This window comes from Dokdonella fugitiva (assembly GCF_004342425.1).
Classification (GTDB): Bacteria; Pseudomonadota; Gammaproteobacteria; order Xanthomonadales; family Rhodanobacteraceae; genus Dokdonella_A; species Dokdonella_A fugitiva.
Genome location: NZ_SLWQ01000006.1, coordinates 238,610 through 257,644, shown reverse-complemented (window position 1 = coordinate 257,644; position 19,035 = coordinate 238,610). Strand labels below are relative to the sequence as shown.

Here is a 19,035-nt window from a genome sequence, read left to right as displayed (position 1 = left end):
GCGCGTCAGCACGGCGACACCTGCACCGCGAGGCAGTCGTAGAGCTTGGCGAGCTGGCCTTCGAGCACCTGCTCGCCGCGCTCGCCTTCGACCGTCATGCACAGGTGCCAGCGATCGCCGTCGGGCTGCGCTTCGCCGTCGACCGACAGCGGGCGGAAGCCGCGGCGTTCGGTCGCGCCGAGTACGCGCGCGAGCGCGCCTTCGGCATGGCGCAGGGTGAGATCAAGCCGGTAGCGCATGGGAGTCCTCCGTGGGTGTGGGTTCGGATCCGGTCGTCGCGAGCGGCAGCGATGCGACGTCATCGGCATCGAGCATCTGCGCGTTGTTGTGGTTCGGCGGCACGAGCGGCCAGACGTTCGCGCCCGTGTCGATCGCGACGTGCAGCAGCGCGGGCCCGCGCGCCGCGAGCAGCACTTCGAGCGCGGCGCCGACATCGCCGGCGCGTTCGACGCGCCGGGCCTCGATGCCGAACGCGCGCGCGACCGCGACGAAATCGGGGTTGTCCGACAGGTCGATCTCGCTGTAGCGGCGGTCGAAGAACAGTTCCTGCCACTGCCGCACCATGCCGAGCGCCCGGTTGTCGAGCAGCACGATCTTCACCGGCAGCCCGTAGCGGCGCAGCGTCGCCAGTTCCTGCACGTTCATGAGGAACGAGCCGTCGCCGCTGACGCAGATCACCTGCGCGCGCGGGTCCTGCATCTGCGCGCCGATCGCGGCCGGCAGGCCGAAGCCCATCGCGCCGAGCGCGCCGCTCGTGAGGTGCCGGCGCGGATCGTCGAAGCGCCAGTGTTGCGCGACCCACATCTGGTGCTGGCCGACGTCGCAGGCGACGATCGCCGACGGCGCGAGCGTGGACAGGCGTCGCAGCAGGCTCGGCGCGTGCACCGCGTCGCCGGGTGCGTCGTAGCGCGCGGCGTGCGCTCGCGCGCGCTGCTGGCACAGCGCGCGCCATTGTCGCCGCGCCTCGCCGTGGCGCGCGTGCAGCTGTGCGGCGCAGGGCAGAGTCAACGCCGCGAGCGTGCGGCGCAGGTCGCCGCGCACGCCGGCGTCGGCATGGCGCAGCTTGCCGATCTCGCCCGCATCGAGGTCCATGTGCACGACGCGGGCAAACGGTGCGAACTCGGCGAGCTTGCCGGTCGCGCGGTCGTCGAAACGCGCGCCGACGACGACGAGCACGTCGCATTCCTGCACGGCCGTGTTCGCCGCGCGACTGCCGTGCATGCCGAGCATGCCGAGGTTGAGCGGATGCTCCGACGGCAACGCGCCGAGTGCCTTGAGCGTGAGCACGGCCGGCATCTGCGTCGCGTCGACGAAGGTGCGGAAGTCGCGCACCGCGTCGCCGAGGACGATGCCGCCGCCGCCGTAGACGACGGGGCGCCGCGCCTGCGAGATCAGCGCGAGCGCTTCGTGCAGCGACGCATCGGCGGGGCGCGGCACCGCATCGACGGGCGAGGGCGCATGCGCGGGCAGGTGCGCGGCGCACGCGAGCTGCACGTCCTTGGGCAGGTCGATCAGCACCGGGCCCGGGCGGCCCGAGCGCGCGATGCGGAACGCTTCGCCGACGAGGCGCGGCAGCTCGTCGACACGGCGCGCGATGAAACCGTGCTTGACCATCGGCATGGTCATGCCGAACACGTCCAGTTCCTGGAACGCGTCGGTGCCCATGAGGCCCGTCGCGACCTGGCCGGTGATCACGACCATCGGCACCGAATCGAGCATCGCGTCGGCGATGCCGGTGACGAGGTTCGAGGCACCGGGTCCGGACGTGGCGACGCACACGCCGACGCGACCGCTCGCGCGCGCGTAGCCGTTAGCGGCGAACGCGGCGCCCTGCTCGTGGCGCACGAGCACGTGGCGCAGGGGCGCGCCGTGCAGCGCGTCGTAGAACGGCATGATCGCGCCGCCCGGATAACCGAACAGCGTATCCACGCCTTCGGCGACGAGCGCGTCGACGAGCCAGCACGCGCCGTTGCGCGCGCGCGTCGTCGCGCCGCTCTCCATCGGCTGCGCGGGCGCGTCCATCACGCGGCCTTGGTCTGCTGCGCCGGCGCGGCCGGCGCCGTCGACAGCCACTTCATGTTCGCGCGCAGCCGGCATCCGACCGCCTCGATCGGATGCTCGAGGTCGGCCTGCTTGAGTGCGCGGTAATTCGCGTTGCCGGCGGCGTACTCGGCGATCCACTGGCGCGCGAAGGTGCCGTCCTGGATCTCGGCGAGCACCTGCCTCATGCGTGCGCGCGTTTCGCCGTCGACGACCACGTCGCCGCGCGTGAGCGCGCCGTACTGCGCGGTCTCGCTGATGAACTCGTGCATGCGCGTGATGCCGCCTTCGTAGAACAGGTCGACGATGAGCTTGAGTTCGTGCAGGCACTCGTAATACGCGACTTCGGGCTGGTAGCCGGCGTCCACGAGCGTCTCCCAGCCGGCCTGCACGAGCCTGGTCGCGCCGCCGCAGAGCACCGCCTGCTCGCCGAACAGGTCGGTCTCGGTTTCCTCCTTGAACGTCGTGCGGATCGCGTTCTGCCGTGCTCCGCCGATGCCCGCGCAGTAGGCGAGCGCGCGTTCCTCCGCGCGCCCGCTGCGGTCCTGGTGCACCGCGTACACGCTTGGTACGCCGCGGCCGATCTCGTACTCGCGCCGCACGAGCGCGCCCGGTCCCTTCGGTGCGACGAGCACGACGTCGAGGTCGTCGCGTGGCGTGATCTGGCCGTAGTGGACGTTGAAGCCGTGCGCGAACAGCAGGCACGCACCGGGCGCGATGTTCGGCTCGATGACTTCGCCGTAGAGTTGCGGCTGCACCATGTCGGGCGTAAGCACGGCGACGAGGTCGGCGCCGCGCACGGCTTCGGCAGGCGACTTCACGGTGAAGCCGTCGCCTTTCGCCTTGGGCTCGGTCGGGCCGCCCGGGCGCAGGCCGACGGTGACGTCGAAGCCGGAGTCGCGCAGGTTGAGCGCGTGCGCGCGCCCCTGGCTGCCGTAGCCGATGATCGCGAGGGTGGGCTTGCGGGTGCTGTCCATGGTTGCGTCCTTGTGTAGGAATGGATATGTCGTGTCGCGCGGTGTCATGGGAGTGGCTCCAGCGGCGAGGCTTTCGCCGGGCGATCGCGGCTGAAGCCGCTCCCACGAGATGGATTCAATGCGGGCACATCAGGCAGGCTCCGCGACGAGCGTCGCTGCGATGCGCCGGGAAACATCGAGCGGACCGGGCGCCGTGACCGCGCCGCGCGCGGCCGAGCCGACGTCGCGCGCATACCGTGCGAGCACGCCGGTGGCCACGCGCGCCGCGATGCGCCGCGGTTCGCGCGTAGCGAGGTCGGCATCGACGTCGATGCGCCGCGTCGCGACGTCGATGCGGATGCGATCGCCTTCGCGCAGGCGCGCGATCGGGCCTCCACGCGCGGCTTCCGGCGCGACGTGGCCGACCATGAAACCGTGCGTTGCGCCGCTGAAGCGTCCGTCGGTGATGAGCGCGACGTCGTTGCCGAGGCCCTGGCCGACGAGCGCCGCGGTGACCGCGAGCATCTCGCGCATGCCGGGACCGCCGGCCGGGCCTTCGAAGCGGATCACGATGACGTCGCCGCCACGGATCGCGCGCGACTGCACCGCGGCGAACGCGGCTTCCTCGGAATCGAACACGCGCGCCGGGCCTTCGAAATGTTCGCGGCCGTGTCCGGCGAGCTTGACGATGCAGCCTTCCGGCGCGAGGTCGCCGTACAGGATCGACCAGCCGCCGCGCGGCTTGATCGGATCGGCCACGGGCCGCACGGCGTCCTGCGTGGCGTGCGCGGCAGCGGTCGCGTTCCATGCGTCGAGTTCGGCGAACAGCGAACGACCGCTCACCGTCGGGACGTCCTCGAGCAGGCCGGCGGCGCGCAGTTCGCGCGCGACGAGCGCGACTCCGCCGAACGCGAACAGCTCCGCCGCGGTGTAGCGGCCGCCGGGCTTGAGGTCGGCGATCACCGGCGTGCGCGCGGCGCGCTCGAATTCCTCGAGGTCGAACGGCACGCCCGCTTCGTGCGCGATGGCGAGCAGGTGCAGCGCCGCATTGGTCGAGCCGGCCGTGGCCGAGACCGCGCGCGCCGCATTGCGCAGCGAAGCGGGCGTGACGAGTTCGCGCGGCGCCGGCGCACCCGCGCGCAGGCGCTGCATCACGAGTTCGCCGCAGGCGCGCGCGACGGCGGGCTTGCCGGCATGCAGCGCGGGCACGTCGTTCGCGTGCAGCGGCGACAGGCCGAGGAAGGTCAATACCATCGCCATCGTGTTCGCGGTGAACTGGCCGCCGCAGGCGCCCGCGCCGGGGCAGGCGCGGGTTTCGATGCGCCGCAGCTCGGCGTCGTCGATATGGCCGGCGGCATGCGCGCCGACCGCCTCGAACACGTCCTGCACGGTGAGCATGCGCTCGGCGTCGTGCGCCACCGCGCAGCTGCCCGGCATGATCGTGCCGCCGTAGAGGATCACGCACGGGATGTCGAGCCGCGCAGCGGCCATCGCCGCGGCGGGAATCGTCTTGTCGCAGCCGACCAGCAGCACCATCGCATCGAGGCAATGACCGCGCACCGCGAGCTCGATCGAGTCGGCGATCGTCTCGCGCGAGACGAGCGAGGCGCGCATGCCTTCGCTGCCCATCGCGATGCCGTCGGTGACCGCGATCGTGTTGAACTCGATCGGTGTGCCGCCGCCATCGATGACGCCGCGACGCACGTGCTGCGCGAGATCGCGCAGGGTCAGGTTGCACGGCGAGACGTCCGACCACGTGTGCACGACCGCGACGAGCGGCCTCGCGATCGCCGCGTCGTCGAGTCCGGTCGCCCGCAGCATCGCGCGAGCGGGAGCGCGTGAAGGGCCTTGCTTGATCGCGTCGCTTTTCACGTTCCTGGTTTCCTCGAAGCGGAAACCCAGGGCCCAGAAAGCAAAAACCCCGCGCCTTTTCGGGCGCGGGGTCTTGGTTCTCTCGACCTGGGTCTGGTGGTGTTACTTACGCAAACCCGATTCCCGCGCGTGTGGTCACGGTAATAAGGACGAGTACGAGGACGAGCACCGCGGCGATGCGGTCGCGCAGCGCGAGCGCCACGTCGAAGGACGTGTCGTCGGGGAGCTGCGGCTGGCTGTTGCGCTGCGTCATGGTTCGAGCAAACCATGGCGCCGTGAATGTTGTCAACAGATTTTTTTGCATAAGGCGACGGCGCATGCGGCCGGCGTGCCGTCCGGCTCAGTCGGCGGGCGTGGCCGCCTGCGCCTGCTTCGCCTTTTCGATCGCGTCCTTCACTTCCTTGGGCATGTAGCTCTCGTCATGCTTGGCGAGTACTTCGGTGGCGACGAAATGGCCGTCCTTGAGCGTGCCGGTGGCGACGATGCTCTGCCCCTCGCGGAACAGGTCGGGCAGGATGCCGGTGTACTCGACCGGCATTTCCTTGAAGCGGTCGGTGACGATGAAATGCACCTCGAGCGAATCCTTCGCGCGCCGGATGGACTGTTCGAGCACGACGCCGCCGAGGCGGAAGCGCGCGCCGGCCGGCGCATGCCCGGCGGCGATCTCGCTCGGCGAATACAGGTACGTCATGTTCTGCTGCAATGCGAGCACGGTGAGGCCGGCCGCGACGCCGACGGCGGCGAGGATCAGCGAGACGACGATGAGGCGGCGCTTGCGGGTCGGGGTCATGCGGAAGGCTCGTTGCGTTGCTCGCGGCGCCGCAGGCGACCGCGCAGTTCGGTGAGTACGCGGCGGCGCGTCGCGCGCGGCGCCAGGGCCTCGATCGCGAGCACGACGAAGAACACCGCGTACGAACCCCAGACGTAGGCGCCGTAGCCGCCCATCGCGAGGAAATCGTTCATGCGCGCGCCTCCGTCTCGCCCAGCGCGATCGCGCGCACCCAGTCCTTGCCGCCGTCGAGTTCGAGCAGGCCGATGCGCGTGCGCGCGAGCACGCTGCCGAAGAACCAGACGTGCGTCGCGAGCGCCATCAGCAGCAGCGGCCATATCATCGACCCATCGATCTTCGACGGCCCCATCAGGCGCACGGTCGAGCCCTGGTGCAGGGTGTTCCACCAGTTGACCGAGAAATGCACGATCGGGATGTTGACGACGCCGATCAGCGCGAGGAAGCCGGCCGCGCGCGCGGCCTGGCGCCGATCCTCGATCGCCGCGTGCAGGCCGATCACGCCGAGGTAGAGGAACAGCAGCACGAGTTCGGAGGTCAGGCGCGCGTCCCAGGTCCACCATGTGCCCCACATCGGCTTGCCCCAGAGCGAGCCGGTGACGAGCGTGATGAAGGTGAACGCGGCGCCGACCGGCGCGGCGGCCATCGCCAGCACTTCGCTGAGCTTGATGCGCCAGACCAGCGCGATGAACGCGTTGGCGGCCATGAAGAAGTAGGCGAACAGCCCCATCCATGCGCAGGGCACGTGGATGAAGATGATGCGATAGGCATCGCCTTGCTGGTAGTCGCGCGGGGCGAGCACGAGGCCGCCGTACAGCGCGACGAGGCCGAGCACGAGGCCGAGGCCGTAGCACCACGGCATGATCCGTCCGGCGAGCCGGTACGCGGTCGGTGGCGAACCGGTCTTGTGGAACCAGAGGGTCAGCGCGTTCATGTCGGCGCGTTCATGAAAGGGAGATCCTGAGGGCGGCCGCGCACGCGAGCGGCGCGAGCACGAGCACGAGCACGAGCGCCGCGCCGAGCCAGAGCAGCGGCGCGGCGAACGGCAGGCCGGCCTGCGCCGCGTTGCAGGCCCCCGCGCCGAAGATCAGCACGGGCACGTACAGGGGCAGCACGAGCAGCGCGAGCAGCATACCAGAGCGGTGCATGCCGACCGTAAGCGCGACGCAGACTGCGCCGAGCAGGCTCAGCAGCGGCGTCGCGAGCAGCAGTGCGAGCGGCAGCAGGCCGCGCAGCGGCGCGGCGAGGTGCAGCAACTCGCCGAGCAGTGGCGAGACGACGATCAGCGGCAGCGCGGTGGTGAGCCAGTGCACCGCGATCTTGCATGCGAGCAGGAGCGACAGCGGATGCGGCGACAGCACGAGCTGTTCGAGTGAACCGTCCTCGTAGTCGCTGCGGAACAGCGTGTCGAGCGCGAGCAGGCCGGCGAGCAGGATCGCGACGAAGACCACGCCCGCGGCGATGCGGCGCAGCTGTTCCGGCTCGGGGCCGAGCGCGAGCGGGAACAACGCGACGACGATCAGCGCGAACAGGATCGGATTGGCGGCGTCGCCGCGCCGGCGCCAGACCAGCGTGAGGTCGCGCCGCACGAGCGCGGCGCAGGCGGCGAGGGTCGAGCCGGGTTTCATGCTTCGCCCCCGCTGTTCGAACGGTCCGCGGGAGCGGCTTCGGCCGCGAAGCCGTCGCGTATTTCCGGAACAGCAGCATCGCGGCTGAAGCCGCTCCCGCCAGCAGGTCCGCCGCCACCGGGATTCCCGCCGCGCAGCGCGATCCGCCGCGGCGTGCCCGAGGTGTACGCATAGGCGCCGTGCGAGGTGATCAGCGCCGCGCCGCCGCGGTTTGCGTGGTTCTCGAGCAGGCGGTTGACGAGCTGGATGCCGTCGCGGTCGAGGTTCGCGTACGGCTCGTCGAGCAGCCACAGGCCGACCGGCGCGAGCAGCACGCGCGCGAGCGCGACGCGCTTCTTCTGGCCTGCCGACAACGTGCGCGTCGGCACGTCGTCGTAGCCGGCGAGGCCGACCCCGGCGAGCGCCGTGGTCGGCGACAGGCCGCTGCGCAGCCCGAGCAGGCCCGCGGCGAAGCGCAGGTTCTCGATCGCGGTGAGTTCGGGCTTTAGGCCGTTCGCGTGCGACAGCAGCGCGACCTGCGGCGACAGGCGCGCGAGCGTCAGCGGTTCGCCGGCGAGGCGGATCTCGCCCGACGTCGGGGCGAGCAGGCCCGACAGCACGCGCAGCAGGGTGGTCTTGCCCGCGCCATTGTCGCCTTCGACGAGCACGACCTCGCCCGGGTGCAGGGCGAAGTCGAGCGGGCCGAAGATCGGCTCGTCATTGCGCGACAGCGCCAGTCCGCGCGCTTCGAGCAGGGCGGGGCGGTCGCGATGGTCCTCGGGCTGGCGCGGAGCGGGCGGCATGCCGCGCGCATGCTAGCGGCCCGTGGCCCGCAATGCCATGTGGCGCGATGTCCCAAGCGGGCGGCGCGGGGCGCAAGGCGCCGCGCCGCCGGGGCACGCTATTCACTCGAACGCATCGGCGAAGATCAGGTCCGACTGCAGCCGCGTGACGACGCCGTCCATGTCGCCGGTGTTGTCGCGCGAGGTGCCGACGAGCAACGGGCGGCTGCCGCCGTCGACGAGCACGTCGTCGAAGCCGCTGTCGGTACTGGCGCTGCCCGCGCCCGTGGGCGCCTGGTAGAAGCGCGTGGCGAGCAGGGCGGCGAAGTCGGCGTCCTCGGAACCGTCCGCGCGCAAGCGCGTCAGCATCGCGCTCGATTCGCTCGTGCTCGTGCTCGTGAAACGTCCGGACAGGAGGATGCTGTCGTCGCTGCGCACGGCCACGCGCGTGCGTGCCGTGCCATGGCCGGGATCGACGTCGGTGCTCGACAGCGCCGACACGTAGTTGTACGCGTAGGTCGGCGAGCCGCCGCCGACGAAGCTCGTGTCGAGGGCGAGCGTGGCCGGGTTGCCGCTGCCGTCGGCGAGCACGAGGATGCGGTTGGCGGCGATGCGCGTGCTCGCGACGCCTGCGAGCACGACGCGGCCGCCTGCGGCGAGCGCGGCGTCGGAGGCGAAGTCCGAGAGCGAGCCGTCGCCGGCAGCGACGTCGAACGCGAACGAGCCCGCATCGCTGTAGCTCGAATCGACCGTCAGCGACGGCTTGACGATGCGCGCGCCGAAGTCCGCATCGTCGGCGGCGACCAGCGTGCTGCCGACGACGAGGTAGTGGCCGTTCGGCAGGCGCAGCACCTTGGTGCCGACCGCCTTCTGGTTCTGCGCATAGCGTCCGGCGACGCGCGCATCGAGGCTGCCGTCCTCGCGCAGGCGGATCAGGCCCCAGCGCACGTCGTTGCCGTCGTTGGAGAAGATGCTGCCCGCGACGACGACCTTGCCGTCGGGATCGGTGGCCACCGAACGGGCGAGGTCCTGGTAGTAGGTCGGGATCGCGCCCGAGGTGTCGTCGAAGCCGATGCTGACGCCGCCGTCGCCGGCGAAACTCGTATCGTCGCTGCCGTCGGGGTTGAAGCGCACCACGCCGAAGTTCTCGGTCCCGCCCGGGCCGGGTGTCGTACCGACGACGACGATGCGCCCCTGCGCATCGATGGTCATGTCGGTGACCGTCTTGAGCGCCGCGTCCTTGAGCACCTGCCCGCTGCTGCCGAAGGCGGACACGCGGTGGCCGTTCGCGTCGAGCTTGAACAAGCCGATCTTCGCGCCATCGGTGCCGCCGGGGACGGACAGGCAGACGATGATGCTGCCATCCGCGTTGCGGGCGGCGGCGACGCCGTGTTCGTCCTGCGCGCCGAAATACAGGCGCTCCCAGCCGGGCAGCGCATTGCCGGTCGGCGCGAACGCGGGATCGATATCACCATCGCCGGCGCGCGCGGCGCAGGGCAGCAGCGCAGCGGCGGCAGCGGCGAGCGCCGCGGCGATGGGCAGGGCGGGGAGCAGAAGGCGGTGGAACGGCATGCGTGACCTCGCGATGGCGGATGTGCCGTGGGAGTACGCAAGGCGGCGCGGGATCGGGACATCGGCCGGGGCGCACGAAGAAGAACTTCTTCCCGATTCCCGCCGTTCTCCGTGTGCTCCGTGTTTCGGGCTCCTGCTTCAGGCACCCCGGCAGTGATCACGGCGCCCGGTCGGCCGGTTGCGCGCCCATGCTCGCCGCGAGCAGGTGGCGCGCGGCCTGCCAGTCGCGCTTGATCGTGCGTTCGTTGAGGCCTTCGAGTTCGGCGATCGCGGGGAAGGTGAGGCCGCCGAAGAAGTGCAGTTGCACGACGCGCGCGGCGCGCGCGTCGATCGCCTCGAGTTCGCCCAGCGCGCGGTCCAGCGCGAGTACCTCGAACGCTTCGGCGGGCGTGTCGGCCGCGTGGTCGTCGAGCGTCACCACGAGTGCGCCGCCACCACGCTTGTCGGCGGTGCTGCGGCGCGCGTGGTCGACCAGCACCTGGCGCATCGCCCGCGCCGCGAGCGCCATGAAATGGCGCCGGCTCTCCAGCCGCAGGCGCTCGCTGGCGACGAGCTTGACGTAGGTCTCGTGGACGAGCGCGGTGGTCGACAGCGTCGCGCCGGCACCGTCGCGCTGCCGATGCGCGCAGCGGCGCAACTCGTCGTAGAGCAGTTCGAACAGGCGATCGGTCGCGGCCTCATCGCCGACGTCGATGGCTTCGAGCAGTTGGATGGGGTGCGTGTCCATGCGATGCAATGGCGATCACGCGCACAGCATTGCAGCGCGATCGAGCCTGCGTCAATGCGAAGCGCGGCCCAGCGCCGCGCGCTGCGTGCGCAGTTCGGCGAGCTCGGGCAGCCAGGCGCGCCCAGCCGACAGGGCGGCGATCGCGGCATCGAGCTCGGCGCGCGCGGCATCGCGGTCGCTGCCGGCCAGCACGAGGCCGAGCACGCCGCGCGCGCGGGCGGTGCGCCAGTGTGCATCGCCCGCGTGCGCGGACAGCAGCACGACCGCCTCGCGCGCGACCGCGCGCGCGGTGGCGGGATCGTCGCGCACGATCGCGCGCGCGAGCGTCGCGGCCGCGTCGGCAGCGATTTCGTAGCCGGTCGGCGCGAGCGCGCGCAGCGCCTCGAGCGCTTCGCGTGCGTCGCGCGCGGCCGCGGCCGCGTCGCCGCTGCGGCGTTCGGCTTCCGCGCGCAGCGCGAGCAGGCGTTGCCGGTTCAGATCGCTCACCGGCCGCGTGCGTGCGATCGACCACGCCGGCTCGATCATCGCGAGCGCGTCGGCGGGGCGGTCCTGCAGCAGCAGGTTGTCGGCCAGCAGCGCGCGCGTCGCGACGACGCCGTCAGGGCCGGCCGCGTCGCGCCTGGCTTCGCGCGCGGCGAGCACGTGGCGAAGCTGCGCTTCCGCGTCCTGCAGCCGGCCGAGGCCGGACCAGACCGAGGCGAGGTTGGCGCGCCCGGACAAGGCGTACTCGTGGTCCGGCGCGAGGCGCCGTTCCCAGATCGCCAGTGCCTCGGAAAAATGCCGCGCCGCTTCATCGCTGTCGCCGGCGCGGTTGCAATCGTAACCCCAATTGTTGAGTTCGGCGGCGAGCAGCAGTTCGTCCGGCTGGGGTTGCCGGCGCAGGATGTCGACGAGTTCGACGTGCAGCGGCAGCGCCTCGCGCGCGCGACCGAGGTCGCCGAGGACGACCGCACGCATGCCGAGGCTGCGCGCCAGCTCGGGATGGTCGGGTGGCAGGATCCGCCGCCGCAACGCGAGCGCCTCGTCGGCGAGTGGCAGGGCTTCGTCGTTGCGCCCGAGCGCGTTGAGGATCGAAGCGAGGCCCTGCAGGTCATCACCGATGCGCGGATGGTCGTTGCCGAGGCGGGCACGGTCGCCATCGAGCACGCCGCGCGCGAGGGGCAGCGCCTCGTCGTACCGACCGACCGCGTACAGGGCGTCGGCATGATCGGCCTGCGCCTCCAGCGTCGCGGCGGCGGCAGGGCCGAAGCGCGCGCGGCGGTGCCGCCAGATTTCCCCGGTCAGCGCGAGCGCCTGCGTGCGTTCGCCGCGATCGGCGAGGATGACTGCGCGCACGCGCAGCAGCTCCGTGTCGTCACCGCCGGTATCATCGCCGCCCGGTTCGCGTTCGGCGCGCGCGAGTGCCTCATCGACCAGCGCGAGGGCCTGGTCGAGATCGCCGCTGCGGCGGCGCACGTCCGCGAGCAGGGCGAGCACCTGCGCGGTGCGCGGATCCTCGTTCGCCCTCATCCAGGCCAGCGCGCCGCGCAACTGCGATTCCGCCTCGCGGAAATTGCCGAGCGAGAGGTAGGCGCTGCCGAGCGTCGAGCGCAGCGAAGCCTGCGCCGCGGGATGTTCCGACAGCTCGCTGCCGATGCGCGTGCTGCCCGCGTCGAGGAGTTCCTTCGCGCCGACGTCGCGCCCGCGTGCGCGCGCCGGGTCGATGCTCGAGAAGATGCTCTCGAGGAAGCGGCTGACCGTTTCCGCGCGCGCCGCCTCGCCTTGCGCGATGCGCGACTGGCGGATCGCGATGCCGGCGCCGCCGAGGACGGCGATCGCGGCGAGCATCGACACGGCGACGAGCCAGCGATGACGCGCGACGAAACGACGCAGGCGATAGCCGCTGCTGTCGGGGCGGGCGAGGATCGGCCGGCCGGCGCGCCAGCGGCGCAGGTCGTCGGCGAAGGCTTCGACGGTCGCGTAGCGGCGTGCGGGATCGGCATCGGTGGCACGCGCGACGATGATGCCGGCATCGCCGGCGAGCATCTTCGGCGTGATCGCGGCGGGGCCGGACGCGCCGGCCCGCTCGCGCGCGGCGGCGAGGCGTCGGACCGGACGCGTCGTCGCGTCGTCGCCCGCGAGACGCGCGCCGGTGAGGAGTTCGTGCAGCAGCGCGCCGAGCTGGAAGATGTCGGTCGCGGTGGTCGCCGCAAGACCCTGCAACTGTTCGGGTGCCGCGTAGGCGCGCGAGACGAAGCGCGCCGCGGTTGCGGTGGCGTCGTCGCCGGTATCGGCCTCGAGCACGCGCGCAATGCCGAAATCGAGCAGGCGCGGCGAGCCGTCGGCGGCGACGATCACGTTGGCGGGCTTGATGTCGCGGTGCACGACGAGCCGCTGGTGCGCGTGCGCGACGGCCGCGCAGAGCGCGAGCACGAGCTCGACGCGCGCATCGAGGCCGCGATCCCCGCGCGCCGACCACGCCGGCAACGGCTCGCCGTCGATGTACTCCATGACGAGGTACGGACGCCCGTCGGCGGCGACGCCGCCGTCGAGCAGGCGCGCGATCGCCGGATGCGCGAGGCGCGCGAGGATGTGCCGCTCGCGCCGGAAGCGATCGAGCATCGCCTGCGAATCCATGCCGCGCTTGATGCGCTTGAGCGCGCCCTGCTGCACGTAGCCGTCACCTTCGCGTCGCACGCGGTAGACCGCGCCCATGCCGCCGCTGCCGACCAGGGCTTCGACCGTCCATGCGCCGATGTTCGATCCCGCCGGCAGGTCGTCCACCACGGCGTCGCCGACGAGGCGCGCGGCCAGTGCATCGACGCCGCGGTCGAGCACGTGCGCGCCGGACGCGCCGAGCAACGCCTGCACCGCCTCGGCGAGGGCGGCATCGCCGCCCGCCTGCCGTGCGATCCACGCGGGCCGGTCCGCTTCGTCGACGTCGAGCGCGCCGCGCAGCAGTTCGAAGGCGTGCCGCCGCCGATCGAAGCCGGCGTCGGCGTCGCCGGTCACGCTGCGTCCAGCGCCGACAGGCGTTCGCGCACGAGCCGGTCGGCGCGTTCGAGATCGACGTCGTCGATGCGATCGATGCCGGCGGTGAGTTCGTGCAGCAGCTGGTCCTGGATCGCGCCGCGCGCGAACGCCTGCGCGTACGGCATGCGCGTGAACGTGACCATCGAGTAGCGCGGCACGAAGCGCGCCGGATGGCGACCGGCGAGCACGCGGCCAAGTTCGCGTCGCAGCAGGAAGCCCGCGTCGGCGACCGAATCGCGCATCTCGACGTAGTTCTCGAGCGCCATCTTCGCGATCGCTTCCGCGTTCGGCCGCCGGCGCCGCTCGAATTCGGCGAACGTCCAGGCGAGATCATCGTCGTGTTCGTCGAGCAGCGCGGCGAGCTCGACCGCGTCCTCGAAGCCGCAGTTCATGCCCTGGCCGTGGAACGGCACGATCGCGTGCGCGGCATCGCCGAGCAGCAGCGCGCGGCCATCGAGATGCCAGCGGTCGAGGTAGAGCGTGGACAGCACGCCGACCGGATTCGCGCCGAAGTCCTGTTCGAGTTCGGGGATCAGCGGCAGCAGGTCGGTGAAATCGCGCTCGAACAGTGCGCGCGCGGCCGCGGGCGTCGCCACGGTCGCGAAGCTCGGATCGCCGGCATTGGGCAGGAACAGCGTGACGGTGAAGCTGCCTTCCGCATTCGGCAGCGCGATGCACATGTAGGCGCCGCGCGGCCAGATGTGGAGGGCGTTGGGTTCGAGGGCGAAGAGCGAGGGCCGAGGGCCGGGGGCCGAGGGCTGGAAACCCGGCGATTCCGCGGCAGTTCGGCCTTGCTCTTCAGCCCAGGGCCTCGGGCCCTCGGCCCTCGGCTCCGCCGCGGGAATCTCCAACTCCTTGTATCCATGCCCGAGTTCCTCGACGCGCTCGCCGAGCGCGCGGCGCGCGTTCATCGCGGCACGCACGGCCGAACCCGCGCCGTCGGCGCCGAGCACGTAGTCGCATGCATGTTCGTGCGTGGTGCCGGCGACGTCGTCGTGGAAGTGCAGGGTGACGCCGTCCGCGAACTCCGCACCGACGAGGCGGCGATCGAAATGGAAGCGCGCGCCGGCGCGCTCGGCGGCGTCGATGAGCGCGATGTTGAGGCGGCCGCGGCTGATCGACCAGATCACCTCGCTGTCGTCGCGACCGTAGCGCAGCAGTTCCGCATGGCCGTCGCGGTGATGAACCATGCGCCCGCGCATCATCACCGCGAGGCGCATGATCTCCCCGGTGAGCCCGGCCAGGCGCAGCCCATGCAGGCCACGCTCGGCGAGCGCGAGGTTGATCGAGCGGCCGCCTGCGTAGCCGGCCTTGCGCGGGTCGGGACGCCGCTCGAACACGTCGACCGAAAAACCGCGCTGCGCGAGCAGGGTCGCGAGCAGGGCGCCGACGAGCCCGCCGCCGACGATCGTGGTGCCGCGTGCGTTCATGCTGCCTCGCAAGGTCGTGCCGGAGCGCGCAACTTGCTCGATCGGCGGGTCGGAATGCAATCCCCCGGCGGGTCAGTCGACCGCTGCGGCGACATCCGTCGCAGCCGGCGCGACGCCGGCGGCCTGGCGCAAGCGGTCGAGGAAGCGGTCGTGGTAGCCGGACGCGTCGAGCTGCTGCAGCAGCGGCATCGCGTCGGCGGTGCGATCGACGCACAGCAGCAGCTTGGCCTCGCGCACGCGGTTGTAGATCAACGGCCGCTGCAGCAGTGGCTGCGCGCGGGCGAGCGCGTCGCCGCAAGTCCGGCGGGCGGCGTCCGCGCGACCGGCGAGCTGCTCGGCATCGGCGGCGGTGAGCGCGGCCTCGACGTAATTCGCGGCGGCGTCCTCGTCGCCGGGCGCGGCCGCGGCGACGGCGGCGAGCGCCTCGACGGCGGCGCGCGCGTCGGCGAGCCCGCGCTCGACGTCGCCGCTACCGACTTCGGCGAGGCCGATCATGCCCTGCATGCGCGGCACGTTGGCGGCGGCGAGCTTCGGCAGACGTGCGTACTGCGCGGCCGCTTCGCGCAGCAGCGGCAATGCCTCGGCATGGCGGCCGAGATTGTTCAGGGTACCGCCGAGCGCCTTGAGGTTGAGCGCGTACGACGGATACGGCTGGTCGCCGAACGCCTTGCGGTAGATCGCCAGGCTCGCCGCGAAATCGCGCCGCGCGCCTTCGAACTCGCCGAGCAGTGACTGCGCATTGGCGATGCTGAAGAGATCGCTCGCATACGAGGTGTGTTCGCCGAGGCCGAGGTCGAGGTAGATCTTCTCCGCCGCGCGCAGGCGCGTGAGCGCGGCGCGGAAGTTGCCGCGGTTGCGCTCGACGCCGGCCATCGTCTCGTATACCGCCGCGATCGAGGTCTGGTTGCCCTCGGGGTGCTCGCGCAGCATGCCGAGCGATTCCTCCAGCACGCGCATCGCGTCGTCCTCGCGCCCGAGGTAGATGTAGCTGACCGCGAGTTTCCACAACGCCTCGGCGTGGTCGTCGCCGCGCGGGGCGATCTCGGCGAGCGTGGCGACCGCTTCTTCGAGATGGTGCGCCGCGGGTTCGGCGTCGTGTTCGCCGTTGTAGGAGTTGCCGATCGCGATGCGTGCGCGCGCCGCGGCGAGGCTGTCGTCGCCGTGCAGCGCCTGCGCTTCGCGCAGGGCTTCATGGCCGAGTTCGAGCGCGCGCGGGTAGTGGCCGAGCGCGTCTTCGGTGTCCTGCAACGCGAGGCGCAGTTCGGCGCGTTCGTCGGAACCGCGCGGCAGCACGGTGTCGTCCGCGGCGAGGGCCCGTTGCAGCAGCGGCTGCGCCTGATCGAACAGGCCGAGCGCGAGATAGACCTGGCCGATCGCCGACAGCAGCGGCACCTGCACCTCGGGCTGCGTCGCGAAGCGCTCCTGCACGTTCGCCGCGCCGTGGTCGATCGCCTCGCGCACGGTCAGTCGCTCGCCGCGCGTGTGCTCGGGATCGGCCTGCTTGAACAGGTCGACGAGGAAACCGGTCACCGCGCGCGCGGTGGCGGCCTCGCGGTTCGCGCGCTGCGCCTCGAGGCTCACGCGGCGGATGCCCCAGGCGAGACCGACCACGAGTACCGACAGCAGCGCGAGCGCGGGCACGAGCCAGCGCCGGCGCCGGCGCCGCCTGAGCTCGCGCGCCCGCCGGCGATCCTCTTCCGCACGCTGCGCGCGTCGCTGCGGCAGCGCGCGCAGGCGTGCGGCGAGTTGTTCGAGGCTGCCGATGCGCGCGGACGGATCGCGCGCGATGAGGCCGGCGATGTCCTCGCGCAGCAGCGGATCGGTGACGTCGCGCTCCCAGCCGGGCGCGAGCGACTTGCCGAAATCGGCGCACACGACCTGGTAGAGCAGCACGCCGACCGCGTACGCGTCGGCATAGGTCGTCGCCTCGCGGCCCTCGATCTGCTCGGGCGCCATGTACATGCGCGTGCCGAGCGAGCGGCTGCTTTCGCCGAGTGCGAGCGCAGCGGTCATGCCGGTCGGCACGATGCCGCGGCCGTGGCGGTAGCGGCTGCCGGCGCTCAGGGTGGCGATGCCGAAGTCGGCGAGGCGCGCGTGCGGCTTGCCGTCCGCGCCGCGCGCGATCAGCACGTTGCCGGGCTTGACGTCCTTGTGCAGCACGCCGACCGCGTGTGCCGCGGCGAGTGCGTCGGCGACTTCGGCGACGAGGCCGATGCGCGTATCGGGCGAGATCGCGTCGAGGCCGCCGCTCGCCGCGGCCCAGCTGGCGAAGTCACCTGCAGGGTAGTACTCGGACTCGATGCAGTACGGTTCTTCGTCGAGGCGCCAGTCGATGATGCGCGCGATGTCGTCGCGCTCGCCGAGCGCGCCGCGCAGCAGGCGGAACAGGGTCACCTCGCGCTGCAGCGAGCGCAGGCGCCCGAGCTGGAAACAGAACTTGAAGACGCGCTCTTCGCCGCTCGCCGCGTGGCGCGCGAGCCAGGCGTCGCCGAAGCCGCCTTCACCGAGCTTGCGTTCGAGCACCCAGCCCGCGCGACCCGGGATTTCCTGTCCGGCGCCCGCACGCCAGCCGGTGAGCAGGTTGTCGTCGCGCAGGTGGCGCGCTTTCTCGACCTCCTGCGGTGGCGCGAGCGGCGCGCGGCCTTCGTGGCCGACCTCGTGGATGAGCAGTGCGTCGTCGACGCCCTTGAGCGTATACAGGCCGTGGCTGAGCCAACGCAGTCGCGCGGGCTCGCTGAACGCATCGCGCCGCGCGTACTGTGCTTCCTCGAATGCGTCGTGGGTGAGCAGGGTCTGCCCGGCGCCCGCGAGGTTGCACACGCGCGCGCAGATGGCCTTGGCGAGGCCTTCGACCTCGAGCGGCTTGGCACCGAGCGCAATGGCGTCCGGCGTGTTCTCGCGCGTGATCGCCTCGCCGCAGTGGATGCCCGCGCGCGCGCCGAGGCGGATGCCGTGGTCGCGCGCGAGCCCGGCGATGCGCGCATGCAGGTCGAGCGCGGTCGCGAGCGCGGCGACGGGGCCGGCGAAAAGGACGAGGAAGCCGTCGGTGTGGTCGATCTCGCGGCCACCGTAGGCGAGGAAGGTTTCCCGTGCGGCGTCGGCGAAGCGGGCGAGCACGACACCGGCTCGGCCGTCGCCGAGTGCCTGGATCAGCGCGGTACTGTCGACGAGGTCGACGCAAAGCAGGGTGACCCGGCCATCGGGCGCGGCATCGGTGGGATGCTTGGCTGGAGCCTGCATGACCGCCCTTGAACCCTCCGCGGGTGGCGCCATGGTAACGCTGCTGTCCGCGCGATGGCGCACGGGTGTCGCGCGACACCCGCACGGCCGCACGCGTCGCCTGCGATGGTGCGGCGCGTGGATGCACGCGGTACAGTCCGCTTTCCGGGGAAGCGGCGACGACGACCAGCGGTCACGGCCGCGCTGCGGGGAAGCACATGCGGATCAGTCTCGAACTCGAACCTGCCGACATCCAGCGTTTCCACGCCGCGCTGGCGCGGGCGCGCCGTGCCGCCGAATGCGCGGACGAATTCGAGGTCATCGAGGCGGCCAAGTACGCGCTCGATCACCTGAACACCGCCGACGTGCCTGCGTTCGTGCGCAAGCGCGTGGTCGAGGTGCAGAAACTCATCGTCATGCTCGAGGACGAGGCATGGGCACTGTCTGGGCCCGAGCGCGCCGACATCATCGAGACGCTGCTCTATTTCAGCGATCCCGACGACCTCATTCCTGACGAGATCGAGGTGATCGGCCTGCTCGACGACGCGATCATGCTCGAGCTGCTGCTGCAACGCATGCGCCACGTGCGCAAGGCCTATGCCGACTTCTGCAGCTTCCGCAGCGCGCTCGAGGCCGACGTCCGCGATGCCGAGGCGCGCCGCGTGCACGCGCGGGAACTGGCCACCCAACGTACCCAGCTGCAGGCCCGCATGCGCCGCGCGCGCCCGCGCGACGCGCGGCGGGAGGCTGGCACGAAAGCCTGACGCAGGCGCGGCGGGCTGTCCCTGATCGTAGGGCGGCTCAAGGTCGAAGGCCGGAGCCGCCGCGTGCCACGCGCGACCGAAGCGGCGGCACGCGCGTTGCGATGCGGAGGCTTGCAAAGCAGAAAAACATGGAAACATGCATCTTTCGCTCCGGCCAGGCGCTTCGGCGGCACGCGCTGCGCGCGTACCGCCCTACGCGAGATCGCGGCGCCCGGTCGAGCGCGTAGGGCGGGTCGAGCGCGCAGCGCGAGTCCCGCCGCGGCGATG

General features: G+C 71.8%; 16 protein-coding genes. 1 reads left to right on the top strand and 15 read right to left on the bottom strand.

Annotation, left to right across the window (positions count from 1 at the left end; genetic code table 11):
- Positions 1-5: 5 nt before the first annotated feature.
- The 15 genes from EV148_RS12440 to EV148_RS12375 form a co-directional block, all read right to left on the bottom strand.
- Complete coding sequence (locus tag EV148_RS12440; protein WP_131998687.1) at positions 6-239, bottom strand: ACT domain-containing protein; 234 nt, start codon at positions 237-239, stop codon at positions 6-8.
- A complete protein-coding gene (ilvG, locus tag EV148_RS12435; protein ID WP_131998773.1) occupies positions 223-2,001 on the bottom strand; it encodes an acetolactate synthase 2 catalytic subunit in 1,779 nt (592 codons plus the stop codon). The genes EV148_RS12440 and ilvG overlap by 17 nt, the downstream gene beginning before the upstream one ends.
- 20 nt (positions 2,002-2,021) lie before the next feature.
- Positions 2,022-3,065: a ketol-acid reductoisomerase gene (ilvC, locus tag EV148_RS12430; RefSeq protein WP_131998685.1), complete on the bottom strand. Its 1,044-nt coding sequence runs from the start codon at positions 3,063-3,065 to the stop codon at positions 2,022-2,024.
- Positions 3,066-3,146: 81 nt separating this feature from the next.
- Complete coding sequence (locus EV148_RS12425; protein WP_131998683.1) at positions 3,147-4,868, bottom strand: dihydroxy-acid dehydratase; 1,722 nt, start codon at positions 4,866-4,868, stop codon at positions 3,147-3,149.
- A 106-nt stretch (positions 4,869-4,974) separates the two neighbouring features.
- Positions 4,975-5,121 (bottom strand): hypothetical protein, encoded by a 147-nt coding sequence (locus tag EV148_RS18535; RefSeq protein ID WP_158287454.1) that lies wholly within the window; start codon positions 5,119-5,121, stop codon positions 4,975-4,977.
- An 87-nt stretch (positions 5,122-5,208) separates the two neighbouring features.
- Entirely contained in the window at positions 5,209-5,658 is a 450-nt protein-coding gene (gene ccmE, locus EV148_RS12420; protein ID WP_131998682.1) for a cytochrome c maturation protein CcmE, read from the bottom strand.
- Complete coding sequence (ccmD, locus tag EV148_RS12415) at positions 5,655-5,831, bottom strand: heme exporter protein CcmD (protein ID WP_131998680.1); 177 nt, start codon at positions 5,829-5,831, stop codon at positions 5,655-5,657. The genes ccmE and ccmD overlap by 4 nt, the downstream gene beginning before the upstream one ends.
- A complete protein-coding gene (locus EV148_RS12410) occupies positions 5,828-6,589 on the bottom strand; it encodes a heme ABC transporter permease (protein ID WP_131998678.1) in 762 nt (253 codons plus the stop codon). The genes ccmD and EV148_RS12410 overlap by 4 nt, the downstream gene beginning before the upstream one ends.
- A 10-nt stretch (positions 6,590-6,599) precedes the next feature.
- On the bottom strand, positions 6,600-7,283 hold the full coding sequence (ccmB, locus tag EV148_RS12405; RefSeq protein ID WP_131998676.1) for a heme exporter protein CcmB: 684 nt from the start codon (positions 7,281-7,283) through the stop codon (positions 6,600-6,602).
- Entirely contained in the window at positions 7,280-8,065 is a 786-nt protein-coding gene (gene ccmA, locus EV148_RS12400) for a heme ABC exporter ATP-binding protein CcmA (protein WP_131998674.1), read from the bottom strand. The genes ccmB and ccmA overlap by 4 nt, the downstream gene beginning before the upstream one ends.
- Before the next feature lie 102 nt (positions 8,066-8,167).
- A complete protein-coding gene (locus EV148_RS12395; protein ID WP_131998672.1) occupies positions 8,168-9,616 on the bottom strand; it encodes a hypothetical protein in 1,449 nt (482 codons plus the stop codon).
- A 157-nt stretch (positions 9,617-9,773) separates the two neighbouring features.
- The gene (locus tag EV148_RS12390; protein ID WP_131998670.1) at positions 9,774-10,343 is read right to left on the bottom strand and encodes an ECF-type sigma factor; all 570 of its coding nucleotides are present in this window, start codon (positions 10,341-10,343) and stop codon (positions 9,774-9,776) included.
- Between the two features lie 51 nt (positions 10,344-10,394).
- On the bottom strand, positions 10,395-13,334 hold the full coding sequence (locus tag EV148_RS12385; protein WP_131998668.1) for a serine/threonine-protein kinase: 2,940 nt from the start codon (positions 13,332-13,334) through the stop codon (positions 10,395-10,397).
- Positions 13,331-14,785, bottom strand: coding sequence for an FAD-dependent oxidoreductase (locus tag EV148_RS12380; RefSeq protein WP_131998666.1), 1,455 nt, complete (start codon positions 14,783-14,785; stop codon positions 13,331-13,333). Before EV148_RS12380 ends, EV148_RS12385 begins: the two co-directional genes overlap by 4 nt.
- Positions 14,786-14,857: 72 nt before the next feature.
- Positions 14,858-18,025, bottom strand: coding sequence for a protein kinase domain-containing protein (locus EV148_RS12375; RefSeq protein ID WP_131998664.1), 3,168 nt, complete (start codon positions 18,023-18,025; stop codon positions 14,858-14,860).
- A gap of 197 nt (positions 18,026-18,222) precedes the next feature.
- On the opposite strand from EV148_RS12375, the gene EV148_RS12370 reads away from it, so the two are divergent.
- Positions 18,223-18,768 carry a YkvA family protein gene (locus tag EV148_RS12370; protein ID WP_131998662.1) on the top strand — a complete coding sequence of 182 codons (546 nt, stop codon included), beginning with the start codon at positions 18,223-18,225 and terminating at the stop codon, positions 18,766-18,768.
- Positions 18,769-19,035 lie beyond the last annotated feature (267 nt).